Below are 20775 nucleotides of genomic sequence, written 5' to 3' on the forward strand. Positions count from 1 at the left end.
CGCTATGCGACAGTACCTATTACCAATACTCCTTCTGATTATAACCCGCTCTGTTACGGTAGCACAGAATTATTCTGCCTTATCCATACCCACTGCGTTACAGATTGATGCCCATGCGGTAGTACGTTATCAGGATACCGAGTTTCACGTCAGGAACGCGGGTGAGGCCGTAACCCGGGTAAAAGGGGCGGTTACGATCCTGGACGAGCAGGGGGAGGTCTACGCCACGCTGGCTATCCCCTACAGCAAGTTCATTAAGATTACAGACATGGAAGCCGAGCTCTATGACGTCAACGGTCAGCGGGTGAAGCGACTCAAGCGGAGTGATATCGAGAGCTACAGGACCAACTCTGGTAATAATACCATTGACGATAGCTACGTTAAAGCGGCGGTATTGAAGCATACGCACTATCCGTATACCGTAGTGTACTCCTACGAGTACACTACCCGCAACATGATGTTTTATCCCATCTGGAAGGCCTATCCGTATTCGCTGAAAGGTACCTCTGTCCAAAGAAGCTCTTTTGTCGTATCCATGCCCGCCGGACTGGCACTTCGCTACCGGGAACAGAACATGCCCCAGCCGGCTGTCGTGTCTGAGAAGGATGGCCGAAAGGTATACAGCTGGGAGGTAGCCAACCTACGGCCTTTCGAGACGGAACCCTACGCACCTAACATAGAGCTGTCGCTACCAATGGTCTATACAGGCCCAACAGATTTTGAAGTGGAGCTGTACAAGGGCAAATTGACTACCTGGAAAGATGTTGGTACTTTTTATCGGGAGCTGAATAAGGATCGCCAGACGTTACCAACTACCCTGGCCACTACCATTCAGGATGTTACACAAGGAGCTACTACACCCCATGAGAAAGTAGAGAAGATCTATGAGTATCTGCAGTTGCATACCCGCTATGTCAGTATACAATTAGGAATAGGAGGGTGGCAGTCGATGCGGGCAGAGGAGGTCGCAGCCAAAGGCTACGGTGACTGTAAAGGCCTGACTACCTACATGGGAGCTATGCTACAGGCAGCAGGCATTAAGTCGTATCCCGCCCTGGTACGTGCCGGTGAGGATGAAGATGAGATAAGGGCTGATTTTCCTTCGTTTCAGTTCAACCACGTCATCTTGTGTGTACCTGCCGCTAAAGATACCCTCTGGATTGAGTGTACCAGCCAGACTAATCCCCTGGGCTATTTGGGTAGCTTTACTTCCGATCGCCAGGTGCTTCTGATCACGGAAGAGGGAGGTAAACTGGTACGAACGCCGACTTATCAACCCTCTGACAACCTGCAGCAGCGCCAGGCTCGGGTCAAACTATCTGATAACGGCGAAGCCACCGTTATCATGAACACCCTGTACACGGGCCTGCAGCACGATGAGCGTGCGGGTGTACTACACGCGCTGGGAGCCGAAGATCAGAAAAAGTGGATCTTAAAGAGGCTCAGTCTGCCCAGTGTTGAGATCAGGAACTTTGAGTTGAAAGAAAGCCGGAAAGGAATGCCGGTAGTCGAGGAAAATCTGAATCTGTTTGTACGAAATGTCTGTACCCGAAGCGGAACCCGACTCTTCCTGACCCCCAACTTACTCAACCAGGTCAGGAGTACCCCAGCTCCCAATACTGATCGTAAATTCGATTTTGAACAGCCCCTTCATTACACCGATGAGGATAGTATACAGTTTGAGCTGTCCGAAGGCTATGCAAGTGAGTACTTACCTCAACCTGTAAAGATAGAGTCCGGTTTTGGCAGCTATGAGTCTTCGGTGATCCAGTCCGGTAATACGATTACCTATGTGCGTCGGGTTGTGATGAAGAAGGGGCGCTATCCCGCAGCTGAATACAGTGCCTGGGTGGACTTCCTTAAAAAGATAGCCAAAGCCGACAAGAACCAGGTCGTGTTGGTGAAAAAGTAGCAATCTGATCGATCCGCACTTATTCATGACCAGGTAGGTACACTGCAGGTTCTCTTCTTTCAAGCCTGTACTAAGTACAATTAAAGCTGAAACAGACTAAATGGAATAGACTTTAAGTTAATATTTCAACTTAAAGTCTATTCCGCAAAAAGTAATTAATACTTACTGGTACTGTATTTTTGGGCAGTAGAAAGTGCTGATTGCTTTGCTAAATTGCCGGGCATAAAGCAGGCAACTGCATTCATGATTTATAGTATCACTCTAATTCGTCTAGTATGAGAAGTAACACTTCATCCATCTTTGATACATTACAAGCACAGCCTTCGGCGGTTGACTGGCAGCAACTCCTGAAGGATGTGATTGAGGCCTTTGATTGTACCACCGGTACCATTCACTTTCTGGACGAGAGGAGCCAGCTCCTCAAGTTGCAGGCGCAGCAGGGGATTCCTGAGTTTCTGCTGCCCAAGATGGAGGCAATACCCATTGGCAAAGGTATGGCCGGCATCGCCGCCGAACGTCGTCAGCCTGTAGAGATGTGTAACCTCCAGACTGATGAATCAGGAGTAGCACGGCCCGCCGCCCGCGAAACCAAAGTAGAGGGCTCCATAGCGGCACCCATGATGCTGGATGGTGAGCTGCATGGGGTGATAGGTATAGCCAAGCCCTTTCCCTACGACTTTACGGAGGAAGAGGTAAGTGAGCTGATGAAAATAGGGGAAGAGATAAGCCGCTGCCTGGTTAGAAGTAAAGCTTAGGTCTATTCTTAGATGTAAGTATATAGAACACCGGCAGATCCCAAGCCGGTGTTCTAGTTTTTACAGGAGACAGTTTTAGGTACCACCGCCAGCTACCTGTACTCAAAAGGCACATCGGATGTGCCCAGGGCAAACAACATTTACCTACTCCTGGTTATAACTGCACCACACAAAGTAGATACCTATTATGAAAGACGCCTATAGTCCGATCCTGCGAAACCAGAAAATCAATGTTGGCTCTACGGAGCGTATCCTGTCCGTACTGGGTGGTTCGTACATGCTGTACGATGCCCTTACCAGCGGAAAATCCAGTATAACCGAGGCTCTGTTAGGAGGGTACCTGCTGTTCAGGGGTACCACGGGATACTGCCCGGTACACGGTATGATCGAAGATCGTCCGGCGCAGGAGCACAGCCAGAATATCAACATCCGCGTCAACATGACGGTCAATCGCAACCGCATGGACGTCTATAACTTCTGGCGCAAGCTCGAAAACCTGCCACTCTTTATGAGCCATATCAAGAAGGTAAATGAGCTGGACAAAATCAATTCCGAATGGACTGCCAAGGGACCGGGTGGTATCGGTAGCGTAAGCTGGAAGGCCGAGATCGTAAAAGACGAGCCGGGCCGCCTGTTAAGCTGGCGCTCCTTACCTGACTCCACCATCGAGAACGCCGGAAAGGTAGAGTTTCTGGATGAGGGAGCCCTGGGTACTACTCTGCACGTAGTAATCACCTACAAGGCACCACTGGGAGTACCCGGCAAAGAATTGGCCCGTCTGCTGAACCCCATGTTTGAGGAGATCGTGAAGGACGACGTTCTGAACTTCAAAGCTTATATGGAAACTGGTGAGACCCTTACCCTGAATAATGTAGACGGTACAGACGAAGGTATGCTGGAATAGACAAGAGCCTGAATAAAAAACGAGGAGCCGGCATTCATGCCGGCTCCTCGTTTTTTATGTATAAAATGAATGGCTTTATCTATACGATCAGTAGCCCGTTATCCCGCAGTTCCTTCCAGACGTAAGATTGTTTCAAATCATCAAAGTTGCCGAGTCCGGCCTGTTCATAGCGGGCCTTTAACTGCTGTAGCGACAGGGGCTCGTGCTGTCCAATGGCTAACTGCGGCAGTATCTCTACCAGCCAGTCGGCTAGTAGCACGTTAGTAGTGAGTCCCCAGTGATTTTTCTTGCTGTAAAATTCAAGTTCCGCTATCTCCACTACCTGTTTCCCCTGCTTTTGCTCAAATACCGACAATGAGGGCTGTCCTCCCAGCCATACGGCCAACGCATTGGGGCGTGCCTGTCCATCTGTAGCGTCGCTGATACAACGCTCAATGTAGTTGGGTGGTATGGAGGTAGGAGGTACTTTGAAATCAAACCATTTCTTAAGCGGCATATCAAAACCTACCCCGTGCATGTAGTTGAAGAGGGACTTGCGGAGGCCTTCGGCAAACAGGTCATGATCAGCCCCCGTTGGGTCGTCGTGGAAAAGGTCGTTATCGGCAAAGCCGCCAAAGTCGGGGCCTATGCGCATTACATCAAACTCCGCCGGATGTAGCCCCACAGGACTGTGGGCGGTCATGGCAAAGCGGTGCCAGAATCCTGATTGCACTACTCCCAGTTGGAATAGCTGACGTACCATTTCCAACGAGTCTATGGTTTCTTGCGCGGTCTGGGTAGGGAATCCATACATTAGGTAGGCATGTACCATGATGCCCGCCTGCGTGAATCCATCGGCCACACGGGCTACCTGCGCTACGGTTACTCCCTTTTTCATCCGCTCGAGCAGGCGGTCCGAGGCTACTTCCAGTCCGCCCGATACGGCTATGCAGCCGGAGGCTTTCAGGAGCTGGCACAGGTCAGCCGTAAAATTCTTCTCAAAGCGGATATTGGTCCACCATACTACCGTCAGCTTACGTCGGATGATCTCCAGCGCCAGGTCACGGAGCAGGGCCGGAGGCGCGGCTTCGTCCACAAAATGAAACCCATTCTGCCCTGTTTGCTCAATGATCTCTTCGATGCGGTCGCATAGGAGGGAGGCCGTAACGGGTTCGTAACGTTTGATATAGTCCAGCGATATGTCACAGAAAGAGCACTTGCCCCAGTAGCAGCCGTGGGCCAGGGTCAGCTTGTTCCAGCGGCCATCACTCCACAGCCGGTGCATAGGGTTGACGATTTCGATCACCGATAGGTAGTCGGGCAGCGGCAGATCGCTATAGTCGGGGGTACCCGTGTCGCGCTGGGCCACATCCTTTTCTTTGGCTCCGTTGTAGTAGATGACCTTTCCGTCGGTACGGGCAAATACCCGTTTGAGCTCACTCTGTTCCCGCTGGCCCGACACGTACTCCAGCAGATTGATGAGCGGCGCTTCGCCATCGTCGAGGCTGATGTAATCTATATAATCAAATACCCGTGGTTCGCGCAGGGTACGTAGTTCAGTATTGGCGTAGCCACCCCCCATTACTACCGCTATATCGGGGTAGTGTCGCTTGAGGTACTGTCCACATTTGAAAGCCCCGTACAGGTTGCCCGGAAAGGGTACCGTCAGGCATACCACCATAGGCTGCCACTGCTGGACTTTTTGTTCGAGCAGGTCCACTAAGATGGAGGAGATGAGTGTATCAGATGCCTGTAAAGTAGCTTCAATCTCATCAAAATGTGTAGCGGTACGCCCCAGCCTCTCGGCGTAGCGGCTGAATCCAAAGTGAGGATCTATGGCTTCCTGAATCAAATCCCCAAGGTCCTCTAGATACAGTGTAGCCAGGTGACGTGCTTTATCCTGAATTCCCATAGTACCAAAGGCCCAATCCAGCTCATCGAGCTGTTCGAAGCGCGAAGCCTCAGGCAGGTAGCTCCGGTCACAGATGCTGTGGGCCAACGTAGCGTTTTTATTCTGCAGAAAACGAACCACCGGATCAATGGTACTCATGTACTCGTCGCGCAAGGCGTAGATGCGGTAGCTGTTATCAGATAGTTCGATATCCGAAGCTTCCAGATCCTCAAACATGCGTCGTAACCCTTTGGAAGAAAACAGCTTCAGGATCACCTCTATACCCAGATCGGCTTGGTGTGACTCGTAGCCTTTGGTGTTCAGAAAGCCTTTGAGATAGGCCGTGGCCGGGTAGGGGGTATTGAGTTGGGTAAACGGAGGGGTAATAAATAAGATCTTCTGTTTCAAGGCGCTACTCATTCTGCTGTGATTCGGTTGCAAAGGTAACGTTAGTTTTTGATACTGAGGTTCCTGATCCGTTGAGAGTTCCCGGAAAAGGAAGAGACTGGCTTGATTTTTTTGCAGATACTGATGTTCAAAATATTTTTCACACTTCAAGCAAACCACTATGAAAGCAGCCGTTTTCCACAAGATTGGTGATATCAGAGTAGACACCGTCGACGATCCGCGCATTGAAATGAAAGGCGATGTTATTCTGAAAGTAACGTCTACCGCCATTTGTGGCTCTGACCTGCACATTTATGACGGATTCTTTCCCCAACTGCGCAATCAGATACTGGGCCATGAGTTCATGGGAGTAGTAGAGGAGGTAGGTCCAAACGTAAAAGATTTGAAAAAGGGAGATAGGGTAGTAGTACCTTTTCCGGTTGCCTGCGGGGGATGTTTCTTTTGTAACAATGACTTGCATACCCATTGTGAAAACTCCAATCCTGAGTTCTATGGTCCCGAAGGGAATATGCTGAATGGAAAAGGAGCTGGCTTATACGGATATACAGATCTCTACGGAGGCTACGCCGGCGGACAGGCCGAGTACGCCCGTGTTCAGTACTCTGAATTCAACGTACGTAAGGTGCCCGAAGGCATGACCGACGAGCAGGTTTTGTTCCTGACCGATATATTCCCCACGGGTTGGGCGGCGATCGACTGGGCTAACCTGAAAGGCGGCGAAACGGTAGCTATATTTGGTTCTGGGCCCGTAGGGCTGATGGCGCAGAAGGCTGCCTGGCTGCAGGGTGCTAAGCGTGTGATCGCCATTGATCCGCTGGACTACCGTCTGGATATGGCTAAGAAAAACAACAACGTAGAAACGCTGAACCCGCATAAGGTGGATGTGATCGAAGCCATCCGGGAGATGACCTCCGGTAGGGGAGCTGATGTATGCGTGGATGCCGTAGGTACCGAAGCCGAGCGCAGTACCATGGACAAAGTTAAGGCTACCCTGCTGATGGAGAAGGGCACCAATAAGGTAATGGAAATGTGCTTTGAGGCGGTACGCCGCGGAGGTACCGTTACCGTAGTAGGCGTGTACGGTAGCCCGTATAATAACTTCCCCGTTCACCGGATCTTTGACAAAGGGCTAACCATCAAGATGGGACAGGCTATGGTACAGCGTTATATCGACCACCTGTTTGATCTGGTGAAGAATGAGAAAGTAGTCCTGAATGATATTATCACCCACGAAATTCCCCTGATCGAAGCTTCACATGGATATGATATATTCAAGCATAAGCAGGATGACTGCGTGAAGGTGGTACTGAAACCCTGATACTAGTTGATTGCTCATTTCAACTAAAAAGCCCCCGACCAGATTTCTGGCGGGGGCTTTTGAATAGCTGACCTTATATACTATTCGGTAATCTCTATGGTATAGGAAGCCGTAAAAGTACCACCGCCCTGGAGCCTGATGATGCCTTCTTTGGTTTCGAGGTTCTGATCGGTGTCATGGCTGTCGGCCACACCGTGCCAGGGCTCCAGGCATACATAGTCACCTTTGGGCTTGGCCCAGATACCTAGGTAGGGGAAGTCACTGAAATACAGGGCCACCACCTGATCCGATTTCCTGCTCTTAAGACTAACCTTAGTGGATTTTAAATCTTTGAATACCAGTGCATCCTGATCAAATAACCTGTGGAATATAGGCAGATTCTTGGTATCCTTCAGTACCTGTTCGGTTTCGCCGCTTAGCAGTCCTTTATCAGTCAGCATCCAGCGAGATACACTTTCCCTCTGATCAAATTCCAGGTAGAAGTCATCGTAGCTCTCGCCACTCTGACGCGGACACCTGAAAGCTGGATGACCACCTATCGAGAACAGCATCGTATCGTCTCCCAGGTTTTTTACCTCATGGTGTACAATAATGCGGTTCTCTTCCAGGGTATAACTGATGTTGAACTCAAACCGGAACGGGTACGCCAGCAGCAAGTCTTCGTCGTAGCTCAGCGTGAAGCGCAGACTGTTATCGCTACTGTCGGTTAGCTTTACCTTTGGGTTGTTCCGGACGAAACCGTGCCGGTTTAGCTGATAGCTGTTGCCCTTATAGTGGTAAGTACCTTCTTTTAGTTCACCTATGATGGGGAACAGTACCGGGGCATGGCTGGGCCAGATATCCGGGTTGCCATCCCACAGGTAATCCATTCCGGTAGTCACCGACTGGATGCGGCTTAGTTCAGCTCCGATTTCCTTGACAGTAATCCTGAGCAGGTTGTTCTCAATTGTATGCATGTATGCTAATAAGTAGGATTGCTATGGATCTGAAGAAGCTTAATCTTCATCATTATCCCAATCCCAACGATTTCCACCTTTTTTGCCTTTATTCCGGTCAAAGCTGCCCTTGCCGCCTTTACCGCGGTCAAAGCCACCATCCTTCCGGAAGTCGCCACCCTTTCTGGCGGGACCTTTCTGGGAGCTTCCACCCCAGTTGAAGTTATTTCCGGAGCTTTGTCCACCGCCTCCCTGGGAGCCGCTGCCGCTGTTACGGTCAAACGTTCTTCCCTGGTAGTCGCCACTACCTTTCTTAAAGTTACCGTTGTCTGAGCGACTGCTGTCAGAGCGACTACTGTCTGAGCGACTGCTGTCAGGACGGTTATACCCGCTATCCGGGCGGCTACTGCCGCTATCAGGACGTGGGCCACTTCCCTGTGGGCGCGGACCGCTTCCTTGCGGACGAGGTCCACTTCTTTCCGGGCGACTATCGCCGCCACCGGTACGACCCGGTTCTTTTCTGAATTTTGATTCATTCACAACGAGCGGACGCCCGTCTATCTCTACACCATTCAATTCAGAAATGGCGTGTAAAGCCTGCTGTTCGTCGGGCATTTTAACGAAGCCGAACCCTTTATTCTGTCGGGTTTCATGGTCGATGATGATCTTTACAGAGGATACTTCTCCGTACTTTTCAAAGATCTCCTGCAATTCTCTTTCCTTTATTTTGAAGGGAAGGCTGCCCACAAAGATGTCCATTTGTAGTTTGTAGTTAGCTAGATATGTTTTTTTCTGTAAATGTAGCTTTTTTTGTATTAGATAGAATCAGCAGGTATTTACAATATTTGGAAGACCTGCTGCGCCACCGTTTACCCTTACCTCTATGCGAATAAATCTTACTATTTCAGCCTGGCTCCTGCCTTTGTTGCTGATCCTCTATTCATGCAATAAAAAGTATACCACACCCCAGGCAACTGATACAAATACACGTCAGGTATGGATGACTCATCCGGCCGGGCAGGTCTTATTTCAGAAACAGGAGCTATCAGGAGGGGAAGCTACTGCTGGTGCCGGTGGAGTTCCCACTATCACGATAGACGGCAGCCAGACCTTTCAACCCATTGAGGGCTTTGGCTATACCTTTACGGGAGGCAGTGCCATCCTCCTCAACCGGATGAAACCCGCAGCCCGGGAGGCCCTGCTCAGGGAGCTGTTCAGTACCTCAGGGAATGGGATTGGCGTCAGCTACCTGCGGTTGAGCATCGGAGCATCTGATCTGAGTGATCGGGTATTCAGCTATAACGACTTACCAGCCGGACAAACTGACCCGGATATGACCCGGTTCAGCCTGGAACCGGAGCGGAAGGATCTATTGCCCGTACTGAAGCAGATACTGGCTATCAATCCGGACATAAAAATAATGGCGTCGCCCTGGTCGCCGCCCGTCTGGATGAAGACTAATGGCAGTTCCAAAGGCGGGAGTCTGAAGCCCGAGTTCTACGATGCCTACGCGAAGTACCTGGTGAAGTACATACAGGAAATGCAGAAGGAGGGAGTACACATAGATGCCATCACCATTCAGAACGAACCCCTGCACCCCGGCAATAACCCCAGCCTGCTAATGCTGCCGGAGGAGCAGGCCGCCTTTATCAAGCGCAGCATGGGACCGGTCTTTTCGGAAGCGGGCCTCAAAACTAAGATCCTTATCTACGACCACAACGCCGACCGCCCCGACTATCCCATTACTATCCTCAATGATCCGGATGCCCGGAAGTATGTACATGGCTCAGCTTTTCATCTGTACGGTGGTTCCATCGAAGCGCTTTCGGAAGTACATCGTGCCTACCCTGACAAGGCTATCTACTTTACTGAGCAGTGGGTAGGGGCGCCGGGCAACCTGGCGGGTGACCTGCCCTGGCACGTCAAGAACCTGATCATAGGCGCTACCCGCAACTGGTCACGAACGGTACTTGAGTGGAATCTGGCTTCTGACCCCCACCAACAGCCGCATACCGAAGGAGGCTGCGACCAGTGCCTGGGAGCCATTACCATTGCTCCCAACGATGAAGTAGTTCGCAATCCCGCTTACTACGTCATAGCGCATGCCTCCAAATGGGTACGGCCTGGCTCCGTCCGGCTTGGGTCCAATGTACCTGCTCAGCTACCCAATGTAGCCTTCCGAACTCCGGATGGAAAGAAAGTACTGGTCGTGCTGAACGAAGGGCAAACCAGCCAGACATTCGCTATCAAATCCGGAGGTAAAGCCATATCCGCCACGTTACCGGCTGGAGCGGTGGCTACATATGTATTGGAGTAAGGGCTAATTTTTTAATAGGAATTGACTGGTTGAGCCACTCAAAGGAGCTGTATTCTTTTCGAAGGAATAACTGTGACATCATCTACTGACCAGTCAGTACTTCGGGTAAATTGTTTACTTTGGTAGGAAAATTCTTGCCCTACTAACAATACTTCTATCCATTACATGAAAAAAACGCTCCTCTTTCTGGGACTGGCGGCTCTGCCTCTGGGGCTTAGTGCTCAGAAGAAAAAAGCAAAGACACCAACTGGTACAACTACTACGACCAGCCCTTCCGTTGCTAATTATGACACGCTTTTCAAAGCTGTAAAATGGCGTAACATTGGTCCATACCGAGGAGGTCGTTCGGTAGCGGCTAGTGGAGTCATTGGTGATCCGCTGACGTACTACATGGGTACCACAGGTGGCGGCCTCTGGAAAACCACCGATGCCGGCGTTTCCTGGCAGAATATCTCAGATGGTTTTTTCAAGACGGGTTCTGTCGGAGCGGTGACAGTGTCCGAGTCAGACCCGAATGTAGTGTACGTAGGGATGGGTGAACACGCTCCGCGCGGAGTAATGACCTCCCATGGGGATGGCGTCTATAAATCAACCGATGCCGGTAAAACCTGGACAAAACTGGGCCTGGACTTGACCCGCCACATTGCCCGCATCAGCGTACATCCTACCAATCCGGATATCGTATATGTGGCGGCGCAGGGGGCGCTGCACGGGCCTTCGCAGGAGCGTGGTATTTACAAATCGGTCGACGGTGGCAAAACCTGGAAGAAGGTTTTCTACGTAGACGAGAACACTGGTTGCGCGGACCTGAGCATGGATATGACCAATCCTCGTATCCTGTACGCAGCTATGTGGGATCACCGTCGTCTGCCCTGGCAGATGGTTAGTGGTGGCAAAGGAAGTGGTATGTACAAATCAACCGACGGCGGCGAAACCTGGACTCCTATCCAGAAAGGACTGCCCAAGGAACTGGGTAAAATGGGCATCTCGGTATCACGGGCCAATCCGGAGCGGGTATATGCCGTGGTGGAATCCGATACTGAAAAAGAGCAGGGGGGAGTGTTCCGTTCGGATGATGCCGGCAAAAGCTGGACCCTAATCAGCAAAGACCACCGCACCGTACAGCGTGCATGGTACTATATCGAGATATTTGCTGACCCTAATAATGAGGATGTAGTGTACGTGATGAATTCACCCGCCCTTAAATCGATTGATGGCGGTAAGACATTTAGTCGCGTATTTACAACAACCCACGGCGACTACCACGACCTCTGGATCAACCCTAAGAACAGCAAAAACCTGGTAAGTGCCAATGACGGCGGAGCGGCGGTTTCCTTCAACGGGGGGCAATCTTTCTCCTTACAGAATGGAATGCCAACGGCGCAGTTTTACCGCATCAGTGCCGATAATCTGTTCCCGTACCGGGTGTACGCTGGTCAGCAGGATAATACCTCGGTCATGATCACCAGCCGCACCACTAACGGGAGCGGTATTACCGACAAGGACTGGGAGGCTTCGGCCGGTGGTGAGAGTGCGTTTCTGGCGTTTGATCCGGATGCGCCCCGCTACGTGATGGGAGGCAGTTACCAGGGTACCATTGAATTGCTGGACCTGCAGAATAAGGAGGGCAAAGGCGTAATGGTGTCTCCGATCCAGTACCAGTCGGTCAAGGCGAAGGACATGAAGTACCGCTTCAACTGGAATGCCCCGATCATTTACTCCCAACGCGAAAAGGCCTACTACCACGCCGGTAACGTTGTGTTCAAAACTACTGACATGGGTAAGACCTGGGCACCCATCTCTCCCGACCTGACCCGTGGAGACACAACTAAGCTGGGACTGGGCGGTGCTCCGTATACTAATGAAGGAGCCGGTGGTGAAAACTATGCTACTATCTCGTACCTGCTGGAGTCACCGCAGGAAGCGGGTGTCATGTGGGCAGGTAGTGACGATGGACTGGTACATATAACACGTGATGGCGGAAAGACCTGGACCAATGTAACACCGGTAGGGCTGGAAGAAACCCTGATCAACAGCATCGAGGTATCTCCGCACGACAAGGCTACCGCTTACATCGCGACCACCCGCTATAAGGTCAATGATTTCAGACCATCTATTTACAAAACCACCGACTACGGCAAGACCTGGACCAAGCTCACGAACGGTATCCCGGACGGAGCATTCACCCGGGTAGTACGTGAAGATACGCAGCGTAAAGACCTGCTCTTCGCCGGTACCGAAACAGGTCTCTATGTATCTTTCAATGGAGGTACTCAGTGGGCGCCCATGCAGCTGAACCTGCCCGTTACGCCTATCACCGACTTGAAAGTACATCAGAATGATCTGATTGCGGCTACTTCGGGACGATCATTCTGGATACTGGATGATCTGGCCCCATTCCGTCAATACAATGAAAAGCAATCGAAGGAAAGCCTGATGGTATATACCCCGGAGGATACCTACCGGGTGTCAGGTCGTAGTACGCTGGATAAAGTAGAGGAGGGTGAGGATGCTTCGATTGGAGTAGGTAGCTCCGGCTCGGTGGGTACCAATCCGGCCACAGGAGTAGTCCTTTACTACCAGTTGCCCGCCAAAGTAGATACCAGCCTGACCCTGACCATAGAGGTATTAGATGCGAAGGGTGTGGTAGTACGCGAGTACAGCAGCAAGAAAGATGAGGAGTTTGAAGAGTACCCCGGTGGACCTTCCCCTGATCCTACTTTGCCTATGAAAGCCGGCCTGAACCGCTTTGTGTGGGATTTGCGGGCGGAGACACTTCCGGGTGTACCTAAGGTATTCATCGAAGGCAGCTACGACGGCCGCAAGATGGCTCCCGGTGCCTACAAGGCCCGATTTACTTACAACAAGCAGAGCCAGACTGTCACTTTCAATGTGCTGCCTGATCCACGTATCAACGCCACTGCCGCGGATTACGAAGACCAGCAGAAGACTATGATGGCTATCGAAAATGGCGTGAAAGACATCCACGAGTCGGTGCTGAAAATGCGTAAAGTACGCAAGCAGGTGAGTGAGGTGGTAGATCTGCTGAAAAACAAAGCAGACATGAAGGACGTAACCGATCAGGGTAAGGCTCTGGTGAAGAAACTAAACACCTGGGAAGAGAAGCTGGTGCAGAACAAGTCACAGTCGAATGATGACGTGATCAACTTCCTGAACATGCTCAGCGCCGATTATATATTTGTGCGGGGTGAATTGGATACCAATGTACCTTTCGTTACCAACGGACAGAAGCAGAGGGTAGCCGAGCTGGATGCCCAGTGGCAGAAGCTGAAAACTGAAATGAACGGGATAGTGAACAAGGAGGTAGCCGCTTTTAATACCCTGGCCAAGCAGAAAGGCATCGAGAAGGTAATCGTGTCTTTGTAGATGCGGTTGCAAGCCGCCAGCAATTAGCAGTAGCTATTTCCTGCAAGCAAAAAAGACCGGACTGTTAATCAGTCCGGTCTTTTTTTTGCTCATAAACTCATATACTTCCTACTCATACTCTTCTAAAAGTGGCCTCTGACCGCCAGGATGAAGTTACGGCTGGGGGCGCTGACACCGCTGGCGAAGTAGCGATAGTTGCGGTCAAGGATATTCTCACAGGCTAGTTGCATCGTCAGGAACTGACTGACCTTGTATGAGGTGCGAAGGTTGAGTGTCCACCAGGCGGGCGTTCCCTGCGGGGTGGCAAAGGCTTCATTATCTTCCGCTCCCAGCCGATAATCCTTGATCCGCTTCCAGCCATTGTACAGGGCAAAAAGCTCCGCCCGTAGTGCCGACCGCTCGTACTGGAGGCTGGTCCTGCCAAAGCGGGGTGGGATATGATCCAGGGGCGTGGTGGCACCGTTTTCCTCCAAGACTCGTCCGTAGGTGTAGTTGTAGGTATTTCGCAGATTTAGGTCCTGACCTATTTTAACTAGGACGCCCAGATTATAGCCCTGTACATACGCCTGCTGCTTGTTCTGATTGGCCGTTACGCGGCTAAGTACACCATCGTATTCGATTAGGGATTGGCCACTGAATCTAAATGCATCCGTTACGATAGCATCACGGAGCCAGGTTTGGTAGGCGGTGGCTTCCAGCCAGATGCTACTACCTATGCGCTGGTTCCCCGACACTTCCAGATTATAGGTGTACTCAGGACGAAGACCGGGATTAGGTACTACCACCAGACCCGGTTGCGAATCAAATACTTTTCCGAGGTCATCTACATTAGGACTGCGGAATCCGGTAGAGCCGAGCAGGCTTAGCTTGGTACCTGCGGAAGGGAGCCATACCGCCCCCAGGTTTCCTGTTAGGTTACCCGATTGCTGATGAGCCTCGTCGTAGGGAAAAGGAAAGAATTCCTTGCTTCTGAACTGCGCGTCCAGCTTAACGAGCGAATACCGCAGTCCCGCATTAAGGTAAAACTGCTCCGATACCGCCCACTGATCTGTCAGGTAGGCTGCCATCCAGTCCATGGTGCTGCCACCGTCGGGGTAGCGGGTATCTGTGGGTACTATGGCGTTGGTGACGATATTACGGCTGGTGGCTGTCGATAAGACCTGATTAGAGACCAGTTCCAGTCCGTAGCGCCAGGTATGTGATCTCACTGTCTTCTGAGCATCCGCGTTGAGGCTGTACACATCTACATTCTCAACCTGCGACTTCAGGTTGTTGCTATTCAACCGACGACTGTTCCGGCTCTCCTGTATACCCTGAAAGGCCCCCATTACCATCAGGTTATCATAGAAAGTCTTGCTTTTGAGGTTAAGTTGGTAGCTGGCCAGGAAGCGTTTTTCGGGGCCGTAGTACCATTCGGCAAAGGCAGGAGAGCCATTGCTGTTGCTGACTTGAGTCAGGCGGTCGTAGCGGGACACGTTCCCCGTGGTGGAGAACTGCACATTCACCACATGCTCGACCCGATCCGATGGCTTGAACAGGAACTTCTGCAGTATATCGTGCTGCCGGTACGCCGTACCTACCTGCACGTTGGGATTTGCGTTGGTTCTTACTACATCCGCATTATTCTCCCGCTCCACGTAAAAGGACCGTTTTCCAAAGTCAGGATAGCGGTCCAGCCGGTTTTTTCCCTGCTTGATATCACCAAACTCGGATAGGGTGACGCTGGTGAAGGAGCCAAACTTTTTCCCGCCTATACTCACGGTACCATGCTGGGTAGTCTCTTTGTTCGCGCTCGAAAAACGGGTCAAAAGAGAAGTCTTGAGTAGTAGTCTGTCGTCGGTGGATAGGGTAGGTTTACGGGTTTGGAAACTGATTACGCCACCGAGGGCATCACTGCCATACAGGACCGAACTGGGGCCAAATAGTACCTCCACCTTATCGAGCGCGTTATTGTCAATACGGAGGATGTTCTGAAGGTGTCCTCCCCGGTAGATGGCGTTGTTCATGCGCACCCCATCCACCACGATGAGTACCCGATTGGCCTCAAAGCCACGAAGTACCGGACTGCCCCCACCGCCCTGGCTCTTCTGGACGAATACGTCCCCGCTCTGCATCAGTACATCGGCCGAGGTCTGGCTATTGCGGAAGGCTAGTTCGGGTGCTTGGATCTGGGTAATCTGAAAAGGGAGAGTTCGCTTTTGGGAAGCAAATTTGCCGGCCGTTACCACCAGCTCATTAAGTTGGAGGGTGTCCTTTTCGAGCGTCTGCGCACTTGCCAAGAAGGGTACTATAAGCAGGCCGGACAGAAGTAAATATTTATACATGTTTGTATTCATTCAACACATCAGTCCTGTACCAGATCAGGCAGAGCATGGTAGGTAGGCTGATATCCAAAGGAGGATTCTTTAAAAAAACAATTTGACTGACGCTTCCAGTCTGGAAGTGACTTCAGTATACAAAGCTAAGGAATAGAAGCCGGTATTACTGGAGGGCACCTCTTTTTCCTAATTCGATCACTTCCATTCCAGGTATTTTGCCATTATCGAGGGTAAACCTGAGCGCCGTACGAATCTTGTGAAATCCCTCCCTTCCGGCTGCTCCGGGATTGATGTATAGCATATTGCGGAGCTTGGGGTCACGCATGACGCGCAGGATATGGGAGTGGCCGCAGACAAATATATTGGGGGGATCGGCCTGCAGCGCGGGTTTTACCTGTGGGTTGTATTTAGGAGGAGCTCCGCCTATATGCGTCATCCATACCCGGAATCCTTCCAGGTCATAGTAGAGGTTTTCGGCTGCAAGTGCCCGTACCTCCCGCCCGTCAATATTACCCGATACAACCCTGAGAGTCTTAAAGGCCTGCAGATCAATGATGATTTTGGCGTCCCCTACATCCCCGGCATGCCATATTTCGTCACAGTCGGCAAAGTGCTCGTACAGTCGCTCGTCGAGGTAGCCGTGAGTATCAGATAAGAGTCCTATTTTTAGCATGCGTGGTATTAAATGAAAATTATATATTTCGTAGAAACTGTTGGATGTTCAGAACAATAGTCGCAACTTTGGTCGTTACATAGTATCCTGTTTACCTACAAAGTAATCAGATTGCATCTCTTTATCAAAACCAGACTAAAACGAATGATACGTTCTAAAATAGCCGGTATCGGCCGCTATGTACCTGAGCAGGTAGTAACTAACCACGATCTCACGAAGCTCATGGATACCTCTGACGAATGGATTCAGGAGCGGACGGGAATCAAAGAGCGTCGCTACGCCAAAAAACACGAAGAGACTACGACCACGATGGGTACCCGTGCGGCCGAGATAGCCATCGAGCGGGCCGGTATCCAGAAAGAAGACGTAGACTTTATCATCTTCGCCACCCTTAGTCCCGACTACTACTTTCCGGGTTGTGGCGTGCTGCTGCAGCGGGAACTGGGCATTACCAAAACTGAAATAGGCGCTCTCGATATCCGTAACCAGTGCTCGGGCTTTATCTATGGTCTCTCTATCGCTGACCAGTTCATCAAGACCGGCATATACAAAAATATCCTGCTGGTGGGCTCTGAGATGCACTCTATGGGACTGGAGTTTAGTACTAAGGGGCGTAACGTGACGGTAATCTTTGGTGACGGAGCCGGAGCCGTGGTGCTGCAACCGACAGAAAAGGAAGATCAGGGTATCCTGACTACGCACCTACACTCGGACGGTACCCATGCCGAGCAACTGGCCATGATCAGTCCGGGTAGCCACGGTGGTTATCACCTGGGTAAGGAGAACTTCGGATTTCCGGATGTGGAGTACGGTGAGCTGTTTATCTACCCCAACCTGATAGACAATAATAGCTACTACCCTAATATGGACGGTCAGTTGGTATTCAAGAATGCTGTGCAGAAGTTTCCGGAAGTGATAAATGAGGCTCTTCAGAAGACAGGCCTCCAGGCTTCGGACATAGATATGCTGGTACCTCACCAGGCCAACCTCCGCATCAGCCAGTTTATCCAGGGTAAACTGGGGCTGCGCGACGATCAGGTTTGGAATAATATCCAGAAGTACGGCAACACCACCGCTGCTTCTATACCAATTGCTCTCTGTGAGGCATGGGAAGCCGGAAAGATCAAAGAAGGAGACCTAGTATGTCTGGCTGCCTTCGGCAGCGGCTTTACCTGGGGATCGGCGCTGATACGGTGGTAATCCCATTATTGATTGAGTGATTTTGAATGAGCGGCCAGAGGAGCTTCTTCCGCCGCCGCGGTGATTTAATATGTTAGTGATTGAGTGGATTTAAAAGATAGTTCATTCACTCAATCACTAATTCATTATTCACTCAATACAACCTGAACGGTAGCTCTTTTGTGCCTTCGGTGGTTAGTAGCCGGATGGTATATTCGCCTGGGTCGGTTAGGAAAGTTAGCTGCTGTGGGCCTTTGGTTTGCGCCTGATTAGTAAGGAGTTTGGTAGTTTTACCTGCCTTGTCCTGCAACTCGATACTGACCGTTTGTGGGGTTGCTATATAGTAGTCGAGTACGTATTTCCCCAAATCCGGATGTTTCAGTAAAGGTACCCTTTGGGTCTGTTTATCAACGATATACATATAGTAGCCCGTCGGGTAGTCAGGATTTCGGATTCCCATTTTGGGTAATGCCTGCTGCATCTCTTTAATCTTTTCTCCCAGCTTCCACAGTAATCCGGAGCGGTAATTTTCGATCATAATGACGATAGGTCCCTGATCAATAGCCAGATACTGGTTGGAGTACCAGCCCTTGTGCTTGTTGTAGGCATCGAAGAATCCGTAGTCACCAAACAGCCGGTTACCTTCACGCCGATACAGGTGCATCAGTACCTGCATGGAGAAAGCCGGGGTGTATGGGAATGATGAGAGGGCCGCCGTGGGCGTAATGGTACCGTTGTCTTCTTTTGGGTTGTGAGCCCCGTAGAATTGGTGGTTGTCGCTGGCGGTGAGTCCCCAGTTTTCTTCGGAGTAGCCATACTCCTTAGGGGCTTCGTAGATACAGTACGCGCGGTTGATCAGCGTGTGCTTGACGTTCAGGTCCCAGTAGTTGACATCTTCATCCTGCATCCACCTGGGGTCGAGGCTCAGGTACGAGTAGTGGGCAAAGAACAGCGGCCCGCCGTAGTCGAAGCCGATGGGGAGTCGGTAGCCTACGAACTCCTTGCCGTTGATGTAGTGCCAGGGTTCCGCTTTCTTCCAGGTATTGACGTACACCTCAGGTGTAATGGGATGGGTAGGCGAAGCCAGCGCCAGTACGTAGGTAATAAAGCACTCATTGTAGCCGCCGATGGCGTGGTTCATCTGCCAGCCGTAGTTGGGCGACCAGTGCCACAGCAGCTTGCCATCGTGCACATACCAGTTCCACTCGACGCTCCGCCACAGGCGATCAATACGCTGCCGTAGTTCAACTTCCTGGGCCGATTTGCCATCGAAGTACTCGCGGGCTACCAGCAGTCCGTTGATCAGGTAGGCCGTTTCGACCAGGTCGCCGCCGTCGTCGTACCGGCTGAAGGGGACTACCTTTCCGGTGCGGCCGTCGAGCCAGTGCGACCAGGCTCCGTGGAAGCGATCCGCTTTCTCCAGAAAACGGGTTATCTTCAGCATTCTTTCAACAGCCTGCTGCCGGGTGATCCACTGCCGGTAGGTACCTACCACCAGCGCCATGATCCCGAAGCCCGTCCCGCCACTGGTGACGATATTGGGCGTGGCTGTACGCTCAGGTATCAGGCCTGACACGGGATGAGCAAAGTCCCAGAAGTACCGGAAGGTCTTTTCCTGTACTACATTGAGGTATTCGCCCTGCTCGGTGGGGGGGTAAAAGGGAGCTATATCTTTCTGGGCCTGCAAGGTAGTACTTGCCAGCAGCAGGCAGCAAATAGAAAGTATATACATGGAGTAACGCATAGGGACCAGATAGCTTTTAAGGTTGTTTAGGGTTTAATTAACAAAATCATAATGCAGCAGATCCTACTGCTGACTACTATTTGGGCTTTTATTAAAGAGACGAATACCAGCAAAATACTAACCATTTTGTAGTCTGATAGTTGGTAAGGATAGTGGTAAAGGGCAGGATAGCTGTCATAAGAACATAGGGAGCAGGATAGGCTGGCCCCTGAAGATATTCCCTAATAAATCATTTATCATTTACGGATACATAAGAGTTTGTCCATCTGTTCGTTTCATTATCTGTGCTGATAATCAATGCGAACCTCCGGGAAGGTGGGCAGTTAGTTGTATCATAGTATGATCAGCGGGAAAAGGTAGAGGGAGAATAACCTATTAAGTACTAATTGTAATTAGCTCATGAAAATATTGATTCTGTTGTTGTCAGTACTATTTGTAGTAAGTCAGGCCCCTGTTGTGGGGCAGCCGCTGGTATATGATATACTGCTGGCGGGGCGTGACGTAGGCGAACTGAAGATTGCTCCGGCCGAGGGCAACAGTACCAGTGAGAGCCTGCGCGTGGAGGGCGCCATTAATACCTTCTTATACGATGTGGTTTACGTGGGAGAGAATCTGTTTGAAAAAGGTATTCTTAAAACTTCCTTATCAAGCCAGGAGGTGAATGGACGGATGAAGGAAAAGACCAAAACCATACAGTCACAAGGCAGCTATCAGGTAGTATTTGCCGATGCCAAGTCCACTCAGAACAGATCGCCGCAGCTTCCTCATCCCATCAATCATACCGTTACCAGCCTTTATTACCGCGAGCCGGTCAATTTCCGGCATGTCTATTCCGAGCGTTTTGGCAAGATGTGCCCTGTTCGTAAAGTAGCGGCCGGACTATACGAAGTCACCATGCCCGACGGCAAAAAAGCCACCTACCACTACCGGCAGGGCCAGTGCCACAAGGTAGAGTCCGAGATAATCGGGATTGGGCTGCAGTTTAAGCTGAGGGAAGGAACGGCTAGCAGGTAAGGGGCTATCTCTTCAAGGTCATAAAGCAGCTTCCGTAATCT

Annotated in this window: 14 protein-coding genes; 8 read left to right on the plus strand and 6 right to left on the minus strand. The window is 51.0% G+C overall.

Annotation, left to right across the window (positions count from 1 at the left end; all coding sequences use genetic code 11):
• Positions 1–4 precede the first annotated feature (4 nt).
• From JUB14_RS10695 to JUB14_RS10705, 3 genes are all read left to right on the plus strand, one after another.
• Positions 5–1912 (plus strand): DUF3858 domain-containing protein, encoded by a 1908-nt coding sequence (locus JUB14_RS10695; protein ID WP_207505841.1) that lies wholly within the window; start codon positions 5–7, stop codon positions 1910–1912.
• 275 nt (positions 1913–2187) lie between these two features.
• A complete protein-coding gene (locus JUB14_RS10700; RefSeq protein ID WP_207505842.1) occupies positions 2188–2667 on the plus strand; it encodes a GAF domain-containing protein in 480 nt (159 codons plus the stop codon).
• A gap of 187 nt (positions 2668–2854) precedes the next feature.
• A complete protein-coding gene (locus JUB14_RS10705) occupies positions 2855–3571 on the plus strand; it encodes an SRPBCC family protein (RefSeq protein WP_207505843.1) in 717 nt (238 codons plus the stop codon).
• Between the two features lie 79 nt (positions 3572–3650).
• On the opposite strand, the gene JUB14_RS10710 is transcribed toward JUB14_RS10705, so the two are convergent.
• A complete protein-coding gene (locus JUB14_RS10710) occupies positions 3651–5861 on the minus strand; it encodes a B12-binding domain-containing radical SAM protein (RefSeq protein ID WP_374757800.1) in 2211 nt (736 codons plus the stop codon).
• Positions 5862–6009: 148 nt separating this feature from the next.
• On the opposite strand from JUB14_RS10710, the gene JUB14_RS10715 reads away from it, so the two are divergent.
• Positions 6010–7167 (plus strand): zinc-dependent alcohol dehydrogenase, encoded by a 1158-nt coding sequence (locus JUB14_RS10715; RefSeq protein ID WP_207505845.1) that lies wholly within the window; start codon positions 6010–6012, stop codon positions 7165–7167.
• Positions 7168–7247: 80 nt separating this feature from the next.
• On the opposite strand, the gene JUB14_RS10720 is transcribed toward JUB14_RS10715, so the two are convergent.
• On the minus strand, positions 7248–8123 hold the full coding sequence (locus JUB14_RS10720; RefSeq protein ID WP_207505846.1) for an aldose 1-epimerase family protein: 876 nt from the start codon (positions 8121–8123) through the stop codon (positions 7248–7250).
• Between the two features lie 39 nt (positions 8124–8162).
• Positions 8163–8861: an RNA-binding regulator gene (rbp, locus tag JUB14_RS10725; protein WP_207505847.1), complete on the minus strand. Its 699-nt coding sequence runs from the start codon at positions 8859–8861 to the stop codon at positions 8163–8165.
• 124 nt (positions 8862–8985) lie between these two features.
• Between rbp and JUB14_RS10730 the strand changes: the two genes are divergently transcribed.
• Positions 8986–10419 carry a glycoside hydrolase family 30 protein gene (locus JUB14_RS10730; RefSeq protein WP_207505848.1) on the plus strand — a complete coding sequence of 478 codons (1434 nt, stop codon included), beginning with the start codon at positions 8986–8988 and terminating at the stop codon, positions 10417–10419.
• A gap of 165 nt (positions 10420–10584) precedes the next feature.
• Complete coding sequence (locus JUB14_RS10735) at positions 10585–13806, plus strand: VPS10 domain-containing protein (RefSeq protein WP_207505849.1); 3222 nt, start codon at positions 10585–10587, stop codon at positions 13804–13806.
• 122 nt (positions 13807–13928) lie between these two features.
• On the opposite strand, the gene JUB14_RS10740 is transcribed toward JUB14_RS10735, so the two are convergent.
• Together JUB14_RS10740 and JUB14_RS10745 are read right to left on the minus strand one after the other, a co-directional pair.
• Complete coding sequence (locus JUB14_RS10740) at positions 13929–16130, minus strand: TonB-dependent receptor plug domain-containing protein (RefSeq protein WP_207505850.1); 2202 nt, start codon at positions 16128–16130, stop codon at positions 13929–13931.
• 157 nt (positions 16131–16287) lie between these two features.
• On the minus strand, positions 16288–16797 hold the full coding sequence (locus JUB14_RS10745) for a metallophosphoesterase family protein (protein WP_207505851.1): 510 nt from the start codon (positions 16795–16797) through the stop codon (positions 16288–16290).
• 144 nt (positions 16798–16941) lie between these two features.
• Between JUB14_RS10745 and JUB14_RS10750 the strand changes: the two genes are divergently transcribed.
• The gene (locus tag JUB14_RS10750) at positions 16942–17997 is read left to right on the plus strand and encodes a 3-oxoacyl-ACP synthase III family protein (protein ID WP_207505852.1); all 1056 of its coding nucleotides are present in this window, start codon (positions 16942–16944) and stop codon (positions 17995–17997) included.
• Positions 17998–18130: 133 nt separating this feature from the next.
• Here JUB14_RS10750 and JUB14_RS10755 read toward each other — a convergent pair whose 3' ends face one another.
• Positions 18131–19720, minus strand: a complete 1590-nt coding sequence (locus JUB14_RS10755) for a glucoamylase family protein (RefSeq protein WP_207505853.1) — start codon at positions 19718–19720, stop codon at positions 18131–18133.
• 399 nt (positions 19721–20119) lie between these two features.
• Between JUB14_RS10755 and JUB14_RS10760 the strand changes: the two genes are divergently transcribed.
• Positions 20120–20734 carry a DUF6134 family protein gene (locus JUB14_RS10760; protein WP_207505854.1) on the plus strand — a complete coding sequence of 205 codons (615 nt, stop codon included), beginning with the start codon at positions 20120–20122 and terminating at the stop codon, positions 20732–20734.
• The last annotated feature ends 41 nt before the right edge of the window (positions 20735–20775 follow it).

Source organism: Telluribacter humicola (assembly GCF_017355935.1).
Lineage (GTDB): Bacteria > Bacteroidota > Bacteroidia > Cytophagales > Spirosomataceae > Telluribacter > Telluribacter humicola.